The sequence below is a fragment of the Sinomonas flava genome (genome assembly GCF_039531875.1).
Taxonomy (GTDB): domain Bacteria; phylum Actinomycetota; class Actinomycetes; order Actinomycetales; family Micrococcaceae; genus Sinomonas; species Sinomonas flava.
The window spans coordinates 330,661-347,348 of record NZ_BAAAQW010000006.1 but is presented as its reverse complement, the minus strand read 5'-3'; the positions used below and the strand labels follow the sequence as shown (position 1 = coordinate 347,348).

Annotated in this window: 15 protein-coding genes and 2 tRNA genes; 11 read left to right on the top strand and 6 right to left on the bottom strand. The window is 70.6% G+C overall.

Translation table 11 applies throughout. The features are described from left to right. The first annotated feature begins 6 nt into the window (after window positions 1-6). The 8 genes from ABD298_RS12955 (at window position 7) to ABD298_RS12920 (ending at window position 7,995) form a co-directional block, all read left to right on the top strand. A complete protein-coding gene (locus ABD298_RS12955) occupies window positions 7-1,350 on the top strand; it encodes a DNA replication/repair protein RecF (RefSeq protein ID WP_344300124.1) in 1,344 nt (447 codons plus the stop codon). Then, complete coding sequence (locus ABD298_RS12950) at window positions 1,343-1,927, top strand: DciA family protein (RefSeq protein WP_344300123.1); 585 nt, start codon at window positions 1,343-1,345, stop codon at window positions 1,925-1,927. Before ABD298_RS12955 ends, ABD298_RS12950 begins: the two co-directional genes overlap by 8 nt. A gap of 320 nt (window positions 1,928-2,247) precedes the next feature. Next, on the top strand, window positions 2,248-4,308 hold the full coding sequence (gene gyrB / locus ABD298_RS12945) for a DNA topoisomerase (ATP-hydrolyzing) subunit B (protein WP_344300208.1): 2,061 nt from the start codon (window positions 2,248-2,250) through the stop codon (window positions 4,306-4,308). A 32-nt stretch (window positions 4,309-4,340) separates the two neighbouring features. After that, entirely contained in the window at window positions 4,341-7,016 is a 2,676-nt protein-coding gene (gene gyrA, locus ABD298_RS12940) for a DNA gyrase subunit A (protein ID WP_344300122.1), read from the top strand. Further along, window positions 7,013-7,597 carry a DUF3566 domain-containing protein gene (locus tag ABD298_RS12935; protein WP_344300121.1) on the top strand — a complete coding sequence of 195 codons (585 nt, stop codon included), beginning with the start codon at window positions 7,013-7,015 and terminating at the stop codon, window positions 7,595-7,597. The genes gyrA and ABD298_RS12935 overlap by 4 nt, the downstream gene beginning before the upstream one ends. 83 nt (window positions 7,598-7,680) lie before the next feature. After that, window positions 7,681-7,754, top strand: a tRNA-Ile gene (locus ABD298_RS12930). 40 nt (window positions 7,755-7,794) lie between these two features. Further along, window positions 7,795-7,905, top strand: coding sequence for a DLW-39 family protein (locus ABD298_RS12925; protein WP_344300207.1), 111 nt, complete (start codon window positions 7,795-7,797; stop codon window positions 7,903-7,905). Window positions 7,906-7,922: 17 nt separating this feature from the next. Beyond that, window positions 7,923-7,995, top strand: a tRNA-Ala gene (locus ABD298_RS12920). Between the two features lie 87 nt (window positions 7,996-8,082). On the opposite strand, the gene ABD298_RS12915 is transcribed toward ABD298_RS12920, so the two are convergent. Beyond that, window positions 8,083-10,083, bottom strand: a complete 2,001-nt coding sequence (locus ABD298_RS12915) for a glycoside hydrolase family 84 protein (protein ID WP_344300206.1) — start codon at window positions 10,081-10,083, stop codon at window positions 8,083-8,085. A gap of 122 nt (window positions 10,084-10,205) precedes the next feature. On the opposite strand from ABD298_RS12915, the gene ABD298_RS12910 reads away from it, so the two are divergent. Continuing rightward, window positions 10,206-11,111: a DMT family transporter gene (locus ABD298_RS12910; RefSeq protein ID WP_344300120.1), complete on the top strand. Its 906-nt coding sequence runs from the start codon at window positions 10,206-10,208 to the stop codon at window positions 11,109-11,111. Between the two features lie 168 nt (window positions 11,112-11,279). On the opposite strand, the gene ABD298_RS12905 is transcribed toward ABD298_RS12910, so the two are convergent. The 3 genes from ABD298_RS12905 to ABD298_RS12895 form a co-directional block, all read right to left on the bottom strand. Beyond that, a complete protein-coding gene (locus tag ABD298_RS12905) occupies window positions 11,280-11,624 on the bottom strand; it encodes a putative immunity protein (protein ID WP_344300119.1) in 345 nt (114 codons plus the stop codon). 27 nt (window positions 11,625-11,651) lie between these two features. Further along, complete coding sequence (locus ABD298_RS12900; protein ID WP_344300118.1) at window positions 11,652-12,518, bottom strand: glycosyltransferase family 2 protein; 867 nt, start codon at window positions 12,516-12,518, stop codon at window positions 11,652-11,654. 107 nt (window positions 12,519-12,625) lie between these two features. After that, window positions 12,626-13,837: a hypothetical protein gene (locus tag ABD298_RS12895; RefSeq protein ID WP_344300117.1), complete on the bottom strand. Its 1,212-nt coding sequence runs from the start codon at window positions 13,835-13,837 to the stop codon at window positions 12,626-12,628. 165 nt (window positions 13,838-14,002) lie between these two features. Here ABD298_RS12895 and ABD298_RS12890 point away from each other — a divergent pair, with 165 nt between their 5' ends. Both ABD298_RS12890 and ABD298_RS12885 read left to right on the top strand, forming a co-directional pair. Continuing rightward, on the top strand, window positions 14,003-14,548 hold the full coding sequence (locus tag ABD298_RS12890; protein ID WP_344300116.1) for a peptidylprolyl isomerase: 546 nt from the start codon (window positions 14,003-14,005) through the stop codon (window positions 14,546-14,548). 43 nt (window positions 14,549-14,591) lie between these two features. Continuing rightward, window positions 14,592-15,467, top strand: coding sequence for a rhomboid family intramembrane serine protease (locus ABD298_RS12885; RefSeq protein ID WP_344300115.1), 876 nt, complete (start codon window positions 14,592-14,594; stop codon window positions 15,465-15,467). Window positions 15,468-15,715: 248 nt separating this feature from the next. Here ABD298_RS12885 and ABD298_RS12880 read toward each other — a convergent pair whose 3' ends face one another. Together ABD298_RS12880 and ABD298_RS12875 are read right to left on the bottom strand one after the other, a co-directional pair. Then, window positions 15,716-16,207 carry an SRPBCC family protein gene (locus tag ABD298_RS12880; RefSeq protein WP_344300114.1) on the bottom strand — a complete coding sequence of 164 codons (492 nt, stop codon included), beginning with the start codon at window positions 16,205-16,207 and terminating at the stop codon, window positions 15,716-15,718. Beyond that, window positions 16,204-16,581: an ArsR/SmtB family transcription factor gene (locus ABD298_RS12875; protein WP_344300113.1), complete on the bottom strand. Its 378-nt coding sequence runs from the start codon at window positions 16,579-16,581 to the stop codon at window positions 16,204-16,206. The genes ABD298_RS12880 and ABD298_RS12875 overlap by 4 nt, the downstream gene beginning before the upstream one ends. Window positions 16,582-16,688: the final 107 nt, after the last annotated feature.

Sequence of the window (16,688 nt, the reverse complement as noted above, 5' to 3'; positions counted from 1 at the left end):
GCCCCGGTGTACGTCGAACGCCTCTCCCTGACCGACTTCCGCTCCTACACCCAGGCGGACCTCGAGCTCTCCCCCGGTGTGACCGTCCTGGTGGGCCAGAACGGGGTCGGGAAGACCAACATCGTCGAAGCCCTCGGGATGCTCTCCACCCTGGGCTCCCACCGCGTGAGCTCTGACGCCCCCCTCGTGCGCTTCGGCGCCGACCGTGCCCTCGTGCGCGCGGGATTCGTGCGCGGCGCGCAGCGATCCACGCTCGAGCTCGAGATCAACCCGGGACGCGCGAACCGTGGCCGCATCAACCGCGGCAGCCCCCTGCGCGCCCGCGACCTGCTGGGCATCGCCCGCACCGTCCTCTTCGCCCCCGAGGACCTCGCCCTCGTGAAGGGCGACCCGTCAGCGCGCCGGAAGTTCCTCGACGAGCTCCTGACGGTGCTGCTCCCCCACCTCGCCGGCACCCGCGCCGACTACGACCGCGTCCTCAAGCAGCGCAACGCGCTGCTCAAGAGCGCCCGGGCCTCGCGGTTCTCCCGCCGGTCCTCCGGCCCCGATTCCCGGGACTCCTCGGGCGGCGCCACCGTGGAGTCCACCCTCGACGTGTGGGACACGCACCTCGCGCAGGCCGGCGCCCGGCTGCTCGCGGCGCGCCTGACGCTCGTCGACCGCCTCGGTCCGCACCTCGACGCCGCCTACGCGCAGCTCACCGACGGGTCGAAGGTTGCCCGGGCCGTGTACAGGTCAAGCATCGAGGGCGCGGTGCCTGACGACGACTCCGAGGCGGCCGGCGCGCCCGAGGAGGCGGACGGCGTCGTGCGCGGGGACGCGGCGGCGGGCCGGGAACCTGCGGACGGCACAGCGGACGACGACGCTGGCTCGCCTCTGGGCGGCGGCCGCGGACTCGCGGGGCTCGGCGTGGCGGAGATCGGCGAACGGTTCCTGGCCGCACTCGCCGAAGCACGACCGCGGGAGCTCGAGCGCGGGCTGACGCTCGTGGGCCCGCACCGCGACGACCTCGAGCTGCTGCTCGGCGACGCTCCGGCGAAGGGCTTCGCCTCGCACGGGGAGACGTGGTCGTTCGCGCTCGCGCTGCGGCTCGCGTCCTACTACGTCATGCTCGACGACTCTTCCGTGGCCGGCGACGAGCCCATCCTCATCCTCGACGACGTCTTCGCCGAGCTGGACGCCACCCGCCGTGCCCGCCTCGCCGCGATCGTCGCGAAGGCGGAGCAGGTGCTCGTCACCGCCGCGGTCGACGCCGACATCCCGCCCGAGCTGGGCGGGCGCCGGGTGCGCGTGGTGCCCGGGGGCGTCGACGACGCCGACGCCCCTCTGCCGGAGTCCGACCGTGGATGAGGCTCCGCGTGGCGGGAAGGATCCCGTCGGCCAGCCCGCGAAGGAGAATCCCGAGCGTGCCGCGGAGGGTGTCGACGCCGCGCGCGCCGCGCTCAACCGGGTCCGCAGCGCCGCGGAGGCCCGGGGGGAGGTCCGGGTCCGCGCGACCGGCCCTCTCGTGCCGGGGCCCGGCGCACCGGCCCCGAAGAAGTCCCGGCAGCGCGCGCCCGAGGGCTACAGCGGGCGGGACCCGCTCGGGCTCGGCAGCGTGGTGAACCGGATGGTCGCGGAGCGCGGCTGGTCCTCGCCGGTCGCGGTCGGGTCCGTCATGTCCCGCTGGCGCGAGCTGGTCGGGCCGGAGGTCGCCGCGCACTGCACCCCGGAAACCTTCGAGGGCACCGTCCTGCAGGTCCGCTGCGATTCGACGGCGTGGGCCACGCAGCTGCGCCTGTTGAGCACGGCGCTCCTGGACCGCTTCCGGCGGGAGCTGGGCGACGGCGTCGTGACCCGGCTGCAGATCCTCGGGCCCGCCGCGCCGAGTTGGCGCAAGGGTCCGCGCCATGTGCGCGGCCGGGGCCCGCGGGACACCTACGGGTGAGCCGTGCCCGTGACCCGCTGCGTGTGACCCCCAGGAGGTGACCCCCAGGAGGTGACCCCCAGGAGGTGACCCCCAAGGAGGTGACCCCCAGACGGGAGGAGGGGCGATCCCGTGGACGGCGCGCAGGCCGCTCAGAAGCCCGGGACCCACACTCCCCCTTGATCGAGGCTCGTCGGGAGTCGCTTTGCGGCCTTTCTGGCCCGCTGAGCGGCATCCGCGGCCGTGTTGTCCGTTCCCGCGCGCGCGAACCGGTAGAATTGACACGTTATGCCTGCCGAACTGAAGAGGGGTCGAGACCGCCTGTGGCTGACGAGAGTGCAGTGAACCCGTCCAGCGATCAGCAGGGCGTTCCCAGCGGAGACCGGAGGGACGCCAAGGAGTACGGTGCCAGCAGCATCACGGTGCTCGAGGGCCTCGAAGCTGTCCGCAAACGCCCTGGCATGTACATCGGCTCCACCGGCCCGCGCGGCCTCCACCATCTGGTGTACGAGGTGGTCGACAACTCGGTCGACGAGGCGCTGGCCGGATACTGCGACCACATCCAGGTGACCCTGCAGGATGACGGCGGCGTGCGCGTCGAGGACAACGGCCGCGGCATCCCGGTGGACATCCACCCCACCGAGGGCAAGCCCACGGTCGAGGTCGTCATGACGATCCTCCACGCCGGCGGCAAGTTCGGCGGCGGCGGGTACGCGGTCTCGGGCGGTCTGCACGGCGTCGGCATCTCGGTCGTGAATGCGCTCTCGAGCCGGGTGGACACCGAGGTGTGCCGCCAGGGCCGCGTGTGGCGCATGTCCTTCCGCGACGGCGGCCACCCCGTGGGAGGCCTCGAAGAGGGCGAGGCGACGGACGCCACCGGGACGATCCAGACCTTCTACCCAGACCCGACGATCTTCGAGAGCACCGAGTTCGACTTCGAGACCCTCCGCGCCCGCTTCCAGCAGATGGCCTTCCTCAACAGGGGCCTGCGCATCACCCTCACCGACGAGCGCCGCGGCGAGGAGGAGGAGAGCGAGGTCGCCGGCGAGGACGCCGACGCCACGGTGCCCGCCGAGGAGTCCGCCTCCACTCCGACGCGCCGCGTCGTCGACTACAAGTACGACGAGGGCCTGCTGGACTACGTCAAGCACCTCAACTCCTCGAAGAAGATCGAGGTGATCCACGACGAGGTCATCGCCTTCGAGAGCACCGACCACGAGCGCAAGATGGCCCTCGAGGTCGCGATGCAGTGGACCACGGCCTACGCCGAGTCCGTCCACACCTACGCGAACACCATCAACACCCACGAGGGCGGCACCCACGAGGAGGGCTTCCGCGCCGCGCTGACCTCGCTCGTGAACCGCTACGCGCGCGAGAAGGGCATCATCAAGGAGAAGGACGACAACCTCACCGGCGACGACATCCGCGAGGGCCTCACCGCCGTCGTGAGCATCAAGCTCGCCGAGCCGCAGTTCGAGGGCCAGACGAAGACCAAGCTCGGCAACTCCGAGGCGAAGGGCTTCGTCCAGCGGGTCGTCACCGACCAGCTCGGGGACTGGCTCGAGCGCAACCCGAATCCCGCGCGCGAGGTGATCCGCAAGGCGATCCAGGCCTCACAGGCCCGCATGGCGGCTCGGAAGGCCCGCGACAACGCCCGTCGCAAGAGCCCGCTCGAGTCCTTCGGCATGCCCGGCAAGCTCTCCGACTGCTCGAGCAAGGACCCCTCGCGCTGCGAGGTCTACCTCGTGGAGGGCGACTCGGCCGGCGGCTCGGCGAAGCGCGGACGCAACCCCGAGACCCAGGCGATCCTTCCGCTGCGCGGCAAGATCCTCAACGTCGAGCGCGCGCGCCTCGACAAGGCCCTGGGCAACGCCGAGGTCCAGTCGATGATCACGGCGTTCGGCACCGGGATCGGCGAGGACTTCGAGATCTCCAAGCTGCGGTACCACAAGATCGTCCTCATGGCGGATGCCGACGTGGACGGCCAGCACATCACCACGCTGCTGCTGACCCTCCTGTTCCGGTACATGCGCCCGCTGATCGAGAACGGCTATGTGTACCTGGCCCAGCCGCCGCTGTACCGCATCAAGTGGTCGAACCACGCCCACGACTACGTGTTCAGCGACCGTGAGCGCGACGAGGCCATCCGCACCGGCCTCGCCAACGGGCAGCGGCTGCCGAAGGAGAATGGCATCCAGCGGTACAAGGGCCTCGGCGAGATGGACTACACCGAGCTGTGGGACACGACCATGGACCCCGACCGGCGCACCCTGCTGCAGGTGACCATGGAGGACGCGGCGGCCGCGGACCAGACCTTCACCGTCCTCATGGGCGACGACGTCGAGTCCCGCCGCCACTTCATCCAGCAGAACGCCAAGGACGTCCGCTTCCTGGACATCTGAGCCGTCCCGAGAGCAACTAGAGGAGAGAATCTGTGAGCGACGAGACTCCCGAGAACCCCGGCTCCGGCGACGGCACCGAGGTCGGCGGCTCCCCCGTCGAGGGCGTCCTGCTGGACCGTGTCGAGCAGGTCGACCTGCAGACCGAGATGCAGCGGTCCTACCTGGACTACGCGATGGCCGTCATCGTGGGCCGCGCCCTGCCGGACGTCCGCGACGGGCTCAAGCCCGTGCACCGCCGCGTCCTGTACGCGATGTTCGACGGCGGCTACCGCCCGGACCGCGCGTTCAACAAGTGCGCGCGCGTGGTCGGCGACGTCATGGGCACGTACCACCCGCACGGCGACATGGCGATCTACGACGCCCTCGTCCGCCTCATCCAGGACTGGGTCATGCGGTACCCGCTGGCCCTTGGCCAGGGGAACTTCGGCTCCCCCGGCAACGACGGCGCCGCAGCCCCCCGCTACACCGAGACCAAGATGGCCCCGCTGGCCATGGAGATGGTCCGGGACATCGACGAGGAGACCGTCGACTTCCAGGACAACTACGACGGCAAGAACCAGGAGCCCACGGTCCTGCCGGCGCGGTTCCCGAACCTGCTCGTCAACGGCTCCTCCGGCATCGCGGTCGGCATGGCCACCAACATCCCGCCGCACAACCTGCGCGAGGTGGCCGACGGCGTCCAGTGGTACCTCGAGAACCCCGAGGCCACCCGGGAGGAGCTCCTCGAGGCCCTTCTGGTGCGCGTCAAGGGCCCCGACTTCCCCACCGGCGCGACGATCCTGGGCCGCAGGGGCATCGAGGAGGCGTACCGCACAGGCCGCGGCTCCATCACCATGCGGGCCGTGGTCAATGTCGAGGAGATCCAGGGCCGCACGTGCCTCGTGGTCACCGAGCTGCCGTACATGGCGAACCCGGACAACCTCGCGATGAAGATCGCCGAGCTCGTCAAGGACGGCAAGATCGGCGGCATCGCCGACCTCCGCGACGAGACCTCGGGCCGGACCGGCCAGCGCCTCGTGATCGTGCTCAAGCGCGACGCCGTGGCCAAGGTCGTGCTCAACAACCTGTACAAGCACACCCAGCTTCAGGACAACTTCGCCGCGAACATGCTCGCGATCGTCGACGGGGTGCCCCGCACCCTCTCGCTCGACGCCTTCGTGCGGCACTGGGTCACCCACCAGATCGACGTGATCGTCCGGCGCACCCGGTTCCGGCTGCGCAAGGCCGAGGAGCGCATGCACATCCTGCGTGCCCTCCTGAAGGCCCTCGACATGCTCGACGAGGTCATTGCCCTCATCCGCCGGTCCCCGACCGTGGACGAGGCCCGCGAGGGCCTCAAGTCCCTCCTCGAGATCGACGACATCCAGGCGCAGGCCATCCTCGACATGCAGCTGCGCCGGCTCGCGGCCCTCGAGCGGCAGAAGATCGTCGACGAGCACAACGAGCTCGAGGCCCTCATCGCCGAGTACAACGCGATCCTCGCGGACCCGACGCGCCAGCGGCAGATCATCTCGGAGGAGCTCACCGGGATCGTCGAGAAGTACGGCGACGACCGCCGCACCCGCATCGTGGCCGGATTCGACGGGGACATGAGCGTCGAGGACCTCATCCCCGAGGAGGAGATGGTCGTCACCATCACCCGCGGCGGCTACGTCAAGCGCACCCGCAGCGACCAGTACCGCCAGCAGATCCGCGGCGGCAAGGGCGTGCGCGGCGCGCAGCTGCGCGGGGACGATGTCGTCGAGCACTTCTTCGTCACGACCACGCACCACTGGCTGCTCTTCTTCACGAACCTCGGGCGCGTGTACAGGGCCAAGGCGTACGAGCTCGCCGAGGGCGGGCGCGACGCGAAGGGCCAGCACGTGGCGAACCTGCTCGCGTTCCAGCCCGATGAGCGGATCGCCCAGGTCCTGGACCTGCGCGACTACCAGCAGGCCCCCTACCTGGTCCTGGCGACCAAGGGCGGCCTCGTGAAGAAGACCCGCCTCGAGGACTACGACACGAACCGCTCCGCCGGCGTCATCGCGATCAACCTGCGCGACGGCGACGAGGTGGTCTCCGCCCAGCTCGTGAGCGAGACGGACGACCTCATGCTCGTGTCCCGGCACGGCCAGTCCCTGCGGTTCACCGCCGACGACGACGCGCTCCGCCCCATGGGCCGTGCGACGAGCGGCGTGACCGGCATGAAGTTCCGCGACGACGACGAACTCCTCACCGCCGACGTCGTGACCGAGGGGTCCTTCGTCTTCATCGTGACCGAGGGCGGCTACGCCAAGCGCACCTCCGTCGAGGAGTACCGGGTGCAGGGCCGCGGCGGCCTGGGCATCAAGGTCGGCAAGTACCAGGAGGAGCGCGGGCACCTCGTCGGAGCCCTCATCGTCCAGGAGGAGGACGAGGCGCTCGTGGTCATGGAGGGCGGCAAGGTGGTCCGCTCCGCCGTCACCGGCGTCCCCGCCAAGGGGCGCGACACGATGGGCGTCATCTTCGCCAAGCCGGACAAGGGCGACCGCATCATCGCGGTGGCCAGGAACAGCGAACGAGCCCTCGGCGAGGAGCCGGGCGAGGAAGCCGCTGACGGCCAGGCCGGCGAGGAGTCCGCAGAGGCACCCGCCGAGGAGTCCAGCAGGCAGTCCGGCGATGCCCCGGGGCAGGCGGATGCCGTAACGTTGGCTGGAGACCAGGACCAGAATCCGGGAGGTAACGAGTGAGCACGCCCGAGAACGCGCCGTCGTCCAGCGGCGGCTACCCGCAGGCGGCACCCCCGTCGCGCCCGCCCCAGCGGCCCTCGGTGCCGCCGTCGAACGCCCCCCAGCGTCCGGCCGAGCGGCCGCTCACGGCGACCGCCGCCCAGCAGCGTCCCACGGGCCCGCGCCCGAACCAGCGCCCGGGCCAGCCCACGCTCGTCCGTCCCGCGCCCAAGGCGAAGCAGCGGCGTGCCCGGCTGATCGTGAGCAAGGTCGACACGTGGTCGGTGCTCAAGATGGCCTTCCTGCTCTCGGTCGCGCTCGGCATCGTCACCGTCGTCGCCTCGATCGTCCTGTGGACGATCCTCGACGTCACCGGGATCTTCGACAAGATCAACGGACTGCTCGGCGAGGTCGCCGGCGCGGAGAGCGGCGGGTTCGACCTCAAGAAGGTCGCTTCCCTCGGGCAGGTGGCCTCGTTCGCGACCATCATCGCCGTGGTGAACGTCGTGCTCCTCACCGCGCTCGCAATGCTCACGGCCGTTCTGTACAACATCTCGGCGACGCTCGTGGGCGGCATCGGCGTGACCCTCACCGACGACTGAGACCCGCTCGCGCCGGCGGCGACGGCGATTTGGCCGCGGGCTGGGATGTGCTGTAGAGTCATGTCTCGGCCCGAGGGCCACAGGGGCGTATAGCTCAGGCGGTTAGAGCGCTTCGCTGATAACGAAGAGGTCCCAGGTTCAAGTCCTGGTACGCCCACGGACCCTGCTTACCGGCATCGGAGGTGCCCGTGAAGAGAATGATCGCACTCGTGATCGCCGCTCTTGCGGGCGCTTTCCTGTATCGGAAGGCGAAGGAGTCCGAAGCCCAGAAGGATATCTGGAGCGGTTCGACCGACACGGTCGAGTAGCACCGTCCGCGGGCAGCGGGGGCATGGCGCAATTGGTAGCGCACCTGCTTTGCAAGCAGGGGGTTAGGGGTTCGAGTCCCCTTGCCTCCACCCATACGGGAAGGACCCGGTACCCACGGTGCCGGGTCCTTCCGCATCTCAGGGCGCGCGCCGCTCCCGAGGCCGATGAAAAAGGGCTCACCCGCCGAACGCGTTCGCGTACTCCTTGAGCGCCTCGTCGAGGAACTGCTGGACGACGCCGTCCCCCGTCACCGCCACGACGGTGCCGCGGTCCAGGGTCGGCTGGGCCCGCACGACGGCGGCGTCCCGCGCCGCGAGCGTGGCGGACCGGGCGGCGTCGGCGGCGTCAGCGTCGCCGTCGTGCACCGCCCCCAGCATGCGCACCGCGCTGGCGAGCGCCGTCCCGTAGTGCGCCGCGGCGGCGGACCAGGCCGCCACATCGGTGGCGTACCCGGGCTGGCGGAGGTGCGTCAGGAGCTCGGGCACGCGCTCGAGGAGGCGCGCGCGCTCGGCCAGCCCGGCCGGCGTCGTGCGCCCGGAGCGGTAGGCCGACCAGAACGCGTCCACGTCCTGGGACAGCGCGGGTGCGGGGTGCGGGTGGTAGTCGAGCTGCCAGTTCTGGTTCAGGTCGGTGAAGGCGCGGAGGGCCGCGAGGGCGTCTGCGTCCCCGCCTGCGAGGTCGGCAAGGGCGGCGTCGAGGGAGGCGCCCGGGTCATAGGCCGGTCCATTCCAGGTCATGTCCGCGTACGTCGCGATGCCCGGCAGGGACGCGTACGGCTGGATCATCGGGTTCGAGACCATGCCCACGAGGCTCTTGTAGAGGTCGCCGTCCCGCTCCTCGACGGCGCTCAGGAACAGGCGGTCCTGGGCGAAGTCGTTGACCGGGAAGTTGTCCCACACCAGGATGCTCCGGGGCTTCCCGGGCGCGCCATAGGTACTGCGCGCCGCGCCGGCCGAAGCCGAGGTGATCCTGTGCGAGACGATCTCCTCGCCCGTCCACTGCACGACGATGCGTGCGTCGAGGTCCCGGCCGAGCCGCGACTTGTACCGGCTCGTCTCTGCCCCGCTGTACTCGGTCGGCACCATCTGGAGCGGGGCGAGGTCGGGGAGGTCGGTCTCGAGCCGGTCGCGCAGGCGGTTGAGGAACCAGGCCTGGGCCTGTGCGAGCCCGGCCGAGCCGCCTGCCGTGAACCGGCTGCGGTCCTCTGGGCACGTCAGGCCGCCGCCGATGTCATCCAACGGAATCACGAACTGGCGGATCCCGAGGGCGTGGACTGACGCGATCTTGGCGGCCGCGGTGTCCAGGTCCGAGGCGCGGGAATAGCAGATGTCGAGGCCCGGGGAGAGGGCATAGGCCACGTCGATGTGGTTGCGCTGGCCAGCCGCGACGAGGTCGCGGATCTCCCCGATGGCGTCGTCCGGGTACGGGTCGCGCCAGCGGGCGCGCAGGTATGGGTCGTCCTTGGGCGAGTAGACGAACGTGTTCATCTTCGACCGCGCCATCGCGTCGAGCACCGCCGAGCGGGCCTCGGTGGACCAGGGGAAGCCGTAGAAGCCTTCGATCACCCCACGCGTCCCCAGGAGCGGCCAGTCGGCGACGCTCACCGCGGCGAGCCGCCCGCCGTCGAGGAGGCGGCGCAGCGACTGGACGGCGTAGAAGGTGCCCCGGGGGTCGGCGCCGGCCAGAACCGCCGTTGGCCGACCCGAGACGGTCCCGGTGGCGAGCACATACCCCTCCGGACGGCCCAGCGCGGCCGTGCGGCTGCCGTCGTCGGCCGCGGACCGCACCCCCCGGAGAGCATCCTCGAGCGGACCGCCGCCGCTGTGCTGGGTGCCGAGGTACACGACCGTGCCCGCCGCGGACGCGTCGCCCTGTGGCGCGGATGACGTCGTGACAACCTCCCGGGCGACCTCCCTCACGAGCGTGTCGAGGGCCGACCGCGCCGCTCCGTCCGTGCTCTCGTCGATGACGAGGGTGACCTTCCCGGAGAAGTCCAGCGCGGCGCCGTCGCCTGAGATGTGCTGCGGTGCCGGGTACAGGGCCGGCCCCGCGTAGGGCGCCGACGAGGCACGGCCCGTGACGAGCCACCCGACGACCAGCACCGTGGCGAGCAGGAGCGCGAGCACCGCGAGGAGCCCGACGCGTCCGCGCCGCGCCTTCAGCCGGGAGGAACCCATGGAGCCCACGGCACCAGAGAACCACAGCCGAGGCCTGCGGCGGTACTGGCGCACGGCCGCGCACGGCCGCACTGGCGCACGGCGGCGGCGCCGGCGCACGACGGCGGTACTAGAGTGGGCGGGTGATCCCCCTTGTCGTCGTGCTCGGCGTCCTGGGAGTCTCCGCGTCCGGTCCGCTCATCGCGGCGACGCTCGCCGGGACATCCGTGACCGCCCTCGCGATCGCGTTCTGGCGCAACGCGATCGCCGCGGTCGTCATGGCGGCGCCGGTCGCCGTGCGGAGCCCGCGGCAGTTCGGGCGGCTCGGGAGACGCGAGTATCTCTGGTCGGCGATGGCCGGGGTTGCGCTCGCGTTCCACTTCGTGTGCTTCATCGGCTCCCTCACCCTCACCTCCGTCGCGGCGTCGACTGCGCTCGTGTGCCTCCAGTCCGGCTGGATCGCCGTGTTCGGGCTCCTGCGCGGCCGCCGGCTTCCCGTGCCCGTGCTCGTGGGACTCGGGCTCGCGTTCGCGGGCGTGGTCGCGATCACGGGCCTGGACCTCGGCTCTTCCCCGCAGGCGCTCCTCGGCGACATCCTCGCCCTCGCCGGCGGAATCCTCGCCGGCCTCTACACGATGGCCGGCGGCAAGGCCCGCCAGACGATGGGCACGGGGACCTACACAGCCCTGTGCTACGGGATCTGCGCCGCCCTCGTCGCCATCATGGCGCTGGCCACCGGGCAGCGGCTTACGGGATTCGATCCTGCGGGCTGGGCGGGGATCCTCGCGATCACCGTCGCGGCGCAGCTCGTGGGCCACACGGCGTTCAACTACCTCGTGGCGACGCTGAGCCCCCTGGTGGTGTCGATGTTCATCCTGCTCGAGATCCCCGGGGCGGCCCTGCTCGCCGCCGCGTTCCTCGGCGAGGTGCTCCCCGCCGGGATCTACGCCGGCCTCGGGCTCATCCTCGCCGGACTCGCGGTCGTGGTGCTCGGGCAGCGCCGCACGCGACGCGAGGCCCGTGCGCAGGCGGAGCTCGGCGCAGACTGAGGCGGCGTGGGTTTCGACTGCGCTCAACCGGCGTGGGATTTGCGGTCAGCCGGCGTGGGTTTCGACTGCGCTCAACCGGCGTGGGATTTGCGGTCAGCCGGCGTGGGTTTCGACTGCGGTCAGCCGGCGTGGGTTTCGACTTCGCTCAACCGGCGTGGGTGTCTGCGGTCAGGCGGCGCCCTCCCGCTCGGCCCGGTCGGCGTAGGAGGCCGCCTTCTTCGCGTGGCTCGCGACGTGGGCCGTCGCGGCGGCATGCTCGGCTGCCCGGGCCGCGGAACGGGCTGCGGCCGACTGGGCCGCCTGCGCGGCGTCGTGCGCGGCCATGGCGGCGGCGCGCGCCTGGAAGACCTCGATCTCCCCCCTGAGCCACGCGCGGGCTGCCTCGACCGCGCGGCGCGGCCGGTCGTCGTCGTGCCTCTCCCGCTCGAAGAGCGGCAGCACGCGCTCGGCGCAGTCGGCGGCCCACAGCGCGAGCGCGTGGTGCTCCGCCTCGCTCTGCTGCCCGGCCGCCATCGCTGCCTCCCTGCGCCGTCCTCGGGGCTAGATGCCGCCCCGCTTGACCGGAGGCTGGTTGGCCGAGTGAATCGCGCGGAGCAGCTTGGCGGGATAGTACACCGAGAAGATCACGGCCATCGGGGCCCGGAGGGCGATCTTCTTGATGTTGTGCGCCTTGTAGGTGCGGTCGAAGCGCTGGACGTAGTAGCGGTAGTCCTTGGGCGAGTCCTCGAGCCGCCGCGCGGACATGCCCGAGACCATCTCGGGCCAGTACTGGATCTTCAAGCCGTGCTCGGCCAGATGCAGGGACAGGTCGATGTCCTCGTGCATCTCATCCTTCTCGTCGCGGCACGTCGAGCCGCGGATGGTCTCCCACGCCGTACGGCGGATCGCCATGTTGGAGCCGAAGAGGAAGTGGTACTCGTGGCGCGAGAGCTTGAGCAGGAGTTGGCGGACCTTGTCGTCGGCCTTGAGACCGAAGCGGCGCATCGGCATGTCGTAGTAGATCACCGGACCGGTCGCGGCCTGGACCTCCGGGTCCATGAAGGCCCGCTGGACCTCCTCGACCCAGTCGGGCTCGAGGAGGGAATCGGCGTCGATCCGTCCCAGGACGTCCCCGGTCGCGTGGTCGAGGCCGAAGTTCCGGGTCGGGATGAGGCCCTGTTCCCTGTCCTGCGTCAGGAGGCGGATGGGCGACTCCGGGTACTCCTGCGCGAGCCGGCGGACGATCTGCGCCGTCGTGTCCTTGGACAGGTTGTCCACGACGATGATCTCGTGCGCCGGGACCGACTGGTAGATCGCGGCCGTGACGCACTGCCGGATCACGCTCTCCTCGTTGTACGCCGGGATGACGATCGACACGCTCGGCGGTGCGGGGGTCGTCGTCGGGGAGGCGGCGGGTTGGGGAGGCATCATCCACAAATCTAGCAAAGCAGCCGGGCAGTGGAGCGGGCCCCGTCAAAATGACGGGGCCCGCTCTGGACGATGGCGGCCGCTCCCAGGGGAGCGTATCTGCCGGGTCAGGACGCGGAGCCGTCCTTGCCGCTTTCGCCCTTGCCGTTTTCACGCTGGGAGGCCTCATGGACCGAGCGCATGGCGGAGGACGGGTCCTCGGCGATGTGCTTGCCCTCGCCGAGGGAGTCGGAGCCGGTGTCCGCAGCAGCGGTCTCGGCATCGGCCCGCTCGGAGTCGGCAGCCTGCTCCGGCGCCTCCTCGAGCACCGCGGCCTGGCCGGCGTCGAACGCTGCCTCGGCCTCCGCTTCCGCCGCCGTGGACGCGCTGGTGTCGGCGGCCTCCTGGGCGGCGACCGTCTCGGACAGCGGGGCATTCTCAGTCAGCGACGCCTCCGAGGCGGGGATCGTCTCGGTCGGAGTGCCGGCACCGGCGACAGCCGTGGCCCCCACGGCGCCCGTCGAGGTGCCAGCGCCGGTGGAGGTGCCAGCGCCGGTGGAGGTGCCGCTGGCCGGGACCGGCGCGGGAGTGCTCGCCGAGGAGGTGCTCGCGGACGACGCCGCGCCCCCCGCGGGCTGGACCGGAACCGGGGTCTTCCACGGGTCCTCGACCGGCTTGGCCGCCTTCCACGCCGCGACGCCCGCGGCCACTGCGGCTGCGACGACCCCGAAGACGAGCAGGCCCCGGCCCTTCTTCTTCTTGGGCTGGACGAGCTGCTCCGACGCCCGGTGCGCGGCCTTCTGTGCGGCGACGACCGCCTCCTTCGCGGCGGCGTCCGCCTGCCGCACGACGCCGGACTCGGCGAGGCGCTGGGCAACGGCGTCGACGCGGGACGGCGCGACGGCGAGCCCTCGGTTCACCGATTCGGCGGCGTGCGCGATGCCCTCCGAGATCTTGGGCAGGTACTGGTCCGCGGCGTCCTTGATGGCGGGCGCGGCTTTATCGACGGCGCCATGGAGGCGGGGAGCTGCACTGTCCACCGCATCGGTGATGCGGGGGGCGAGCTGGGACAGGCCTTCCTGGATCCTCGGGGTGACGGTCGCGACCCCTTCGGCGAGGTTGTGGGCCGCCGACTTCAGGCCCTCCTGGATCTTCGGCGACGCGGAGTCAAGACCCTCCTGGATCCGGGGGACGGCCCACTGGACGGCTGCGTCGACCCGAGGCTGCGCCCAGTCCTTGGCGGTCTCGATGCCGGCGGCCACGTTCTGCTCGATGTCCCGCACAACATCGCGGGCGATCGCTTCCGTACTGTTCAGGCTCTTCTCGACTGATTTCTTCACGGCTACCTCCGGAATGTGCTGGAACCAACGCCAGCCTACGTTGACGTCAGGCGCGCGGGCTATGGTCCCGCGCTCGGCGACACCGTACAGTTACCCGATTTCACCGAGCGCGGAACCTGATGACTCCCCGAAAACGCCCGCGTGCCCCGTGGAAGAATGTGGGCCATGAGCGCTATCGCAACTGCCAAGGCAACCATCCACACGAACCACGGCGACATCGTGGTCAACCTCTTCGGCAACCACGCGCCGAAGACCGTCAAGAACTTCGTGGGCCTCGCCACCGGCGAGCAGGCGTGGACGCATCCCGAAACAGGCGAGGACAAGACCGGCACGCCCCTCTACAACGGCACGATCTTCCACCGCATCATCAAGGACTTCATGATCCAGGGCGGCGATCCTCTGGGCAAGGGCATCGGCGGTCCCGGCTACCGCTTCGACGACGAGATCCACCCCGAGCTGACCTTCAAGGAGCCCTACAAGCTCGCCATGGCCAACGCCGGCATCCAGGGCGGCAAGGGCACCAACGGCTCGCAGTTCTTCATCACCACGGTGGACACAAGCTGGCTCCACGGCAAGCACACCATCTTCGGCGAGGTCGCGGACGACGCGTCCAAGAAGGTCGTCGACGAGATCGAGGGCGTGCGCACCGGGATGCAGGACCGTCCGGTCGAGGACGTCGTCATCTCGTCGATCGACGTCGAGCAGCTCTAGAGCCGCACGGCCCCTGCACTGACAAGCACTGGACAGACGAACTGTGAGCTATGGAAGCCCGGCGGCCGGGCCGGAGGCCGTCCCGGTCTGCCCCCGCCACCCTGACCGCGTCTCCTATGTGAGCTGCCAGCGGTGCGGCCGGCCGGCGTGCCCCGAGTGCCAGCGCCCGGCCGCCGTGGGCTTCCAGTGCGTCGACTGCGTCCGCGAGCTCAGCGCGCAGTCCTCGACGCGGACCATCTACGGCGGCACCGCCCGGCCGGGCGGCCGCCCGGTGGTCACGTTCGCGCTCATCGCAGCGTGCGCCCTCGTCTACGTGCTGCAGTGGGTCATCCCGAACGACGCCGTGTACCAGGACTTCGCCTACGCGACCCTGCTGACGGGGATCGAGCCCTACCGAATGCTCACGAGCGCCTTCCTGCACGCGCAGTCGTTCGTGCTCCACATCGTGGTGAACATGTACACGCTGTGGATCTTCGGGCAGGCGCTCGAGCCGGTGCTCGGGCGCGTCCGGTTCCTCGCGGTGTACCTGCTCTCCGCCGTCGGCGGCTCGGTGGGGTATTTCCTGCTCACGCCGCCGGGCCTCGGCGGGGTGGTCGGCGCCTCGGGAGCGGTGTTCGGCCTCTTTGGTGCCCTTTTCGTGGTGATGCGCCAGCGGGGAGGCGATTCGCGCCAGCTCCTCGTCCTCATCGCCATCAACGCGGTCCTGGGCTTCGTCATCCCGCAGATCGCCTGGCAGGCGCACCTCGGCGGCCTCGTCACGGGGGCCCTCGCCACGGCGGCCATCGCCTATGCACCGCGCGGCCGTCTCCGCACCCCCGTGCAGGTGGGCGGGATGGTCGCGATCGCCGTCGTGCTCGCCGTGGTCACGGTGGTGCGGGTGACGGCCCTCGACCTCGGGCCGGGCGGTGTGGCTGCGTAGCAGCGCGCAGGCCGCCGGAATGGGCAGAAGGAGAACCCCTGTGGACCTATCCACAGGGGTTTTCCACATTGTGCACAACTTACAGGACTGTAGTTACTGGCGCGTATCCCCCGCAGGACGGGGGTGGGTCACGCATCCCGGGTCCTGGGGCGCCTGCCAACCGGCCGGCCGTCCCCATGCTGGGGACAACTTTGCCCCCGACCCTGTGGACGGCTGTGGACAGAGCAGGGACCCGGGATCGGGTCTGTTCAGAGGGCGCCGTCCGCCAGCAGCGCGTCGAGCTTCGCGTAGCCTTCCGTGACGCCGCCCTCCATCCCGGCGGCGAGCATCGCGTCACGGTCCTCCACCGACTCGTAGGTCGAGTGGATCTCCAGCCGGCAGCGGCCTCCCGGCAGGTCCGTGAACGTGCTCGTGTCCATTTCGACGTGCCCGGGCGCGCCCTCGAACTCGAACGTCATGACGACGCGGCTGGGTTCGACGACTTCGTGGAAGGAACCGCGGAAGGCATACTCCCCGCCGGACGGATCGCGCTGCACGAAGCGGTAGGAGCCTCCGGTGCGCGCCTCCATGTGCTCGATGACCGTCTCAAGCCGGTCGGGACCGATCCATTGGGCGAACAGCTCTGGATCGCAGTGGGCACGGAACACACGTTCCCGCGGTGCGTCGAACTCCCGGACGATGTCGATGTAGGGCGAGCCTGCGTCCGCCCGGATGTCGGTGGTGTTGGTGGTGGTGCTCATGGCTGGTTTCCTTCCTCGGCGGCCAGGAGGGCGTCGAGGCGGCGGTACTTCTCCTCGGTCCGATCCCGGTACGCCTCGATCCACAGGGCGAGGGGGCCGAATGCGCTGGGTTCCAGATGGCAGGGGCGGCGCTGTGCGTCGCGGCTGCGGGTGATGAGGCCAGCGTCCTCGAGCACCTTGAGGTGCTTGGACACGGCCTGGAGGGTCACGGTGAACGGCTCGGCCAGTTCGTTCACGGTCGCGTCGCCCTGGGCGAGCCGTGCCACCAGCTTCCGCCGCAGCGGGTCGGAGAGTGCCGCGAAGGCGCGGTTGAGCTGGTCCTCGTCCGCGGCTGCGGTCTCCAGATCCGCGGAAGCGGGTGTCGACGAAGCCATGGCGTTCCTCCGGTCTGCCGTCCGTCCCTCCCCCGAAGGGGGGAGGATGCGGTGTAACCTAGTATTCAACTTACCCATTGATCAACCTTCTGGTTGAATACTTCGAC

Bases quoted from the DNA above. Each gene is read 5' to 3' on its own strand.
- ABD298_RS12875 (WP_344300113.1), bottom strand. From the start codon at position 16,581: ATGGCTTCGTCGACACCCGCTTCCGCGGATCTGGAGACCGCAGCCGCG.
- ABD298_RS12925 (WP_344300207.1), top strand. From the start codon at position 7,795: ATGATCGCACTCGTGATCGCCGCTCTTGCGGGCGCTTTCCTGTATCGG.
- ABD298_RS12880 (WP_344300114.1), bottom strand. From the start codon at position 16,207: ATGAGCACCACCACCAACACCACCGACATCCGGGCGGACGCAGGCTCG.
- ABD298_RS12905 (WP_344300119.1), bottom strand. From the start codon at position 11,624: ATGGCGGCCGGGCAGCAGAGCGAGGCGGAGCACCACGCGCTCGCGCTG.
- ABD298_RS12915 (WP_344300206.1), bottom strand. From the start codon at position 10,083: ATGGGTTCCTCCCGGCTGAAGGCGCGGCGCGGACGCGTCGGGCTCCTC.
- ABD298_RS12900 (WP_344300118.1), bottom strand. From the start codon at position 12,518: ATGCCTCCCCAACCCGCCGCCTCCCCGACGACGACCCCCGCACCGCCG.
- ABD298_RS12890 (WP_344300116.1), top strand. From the start codon at position 14,003: ATGAGCGCTATCGCAACTGCCAAGGCAACCATCCACACGAACCACGGC.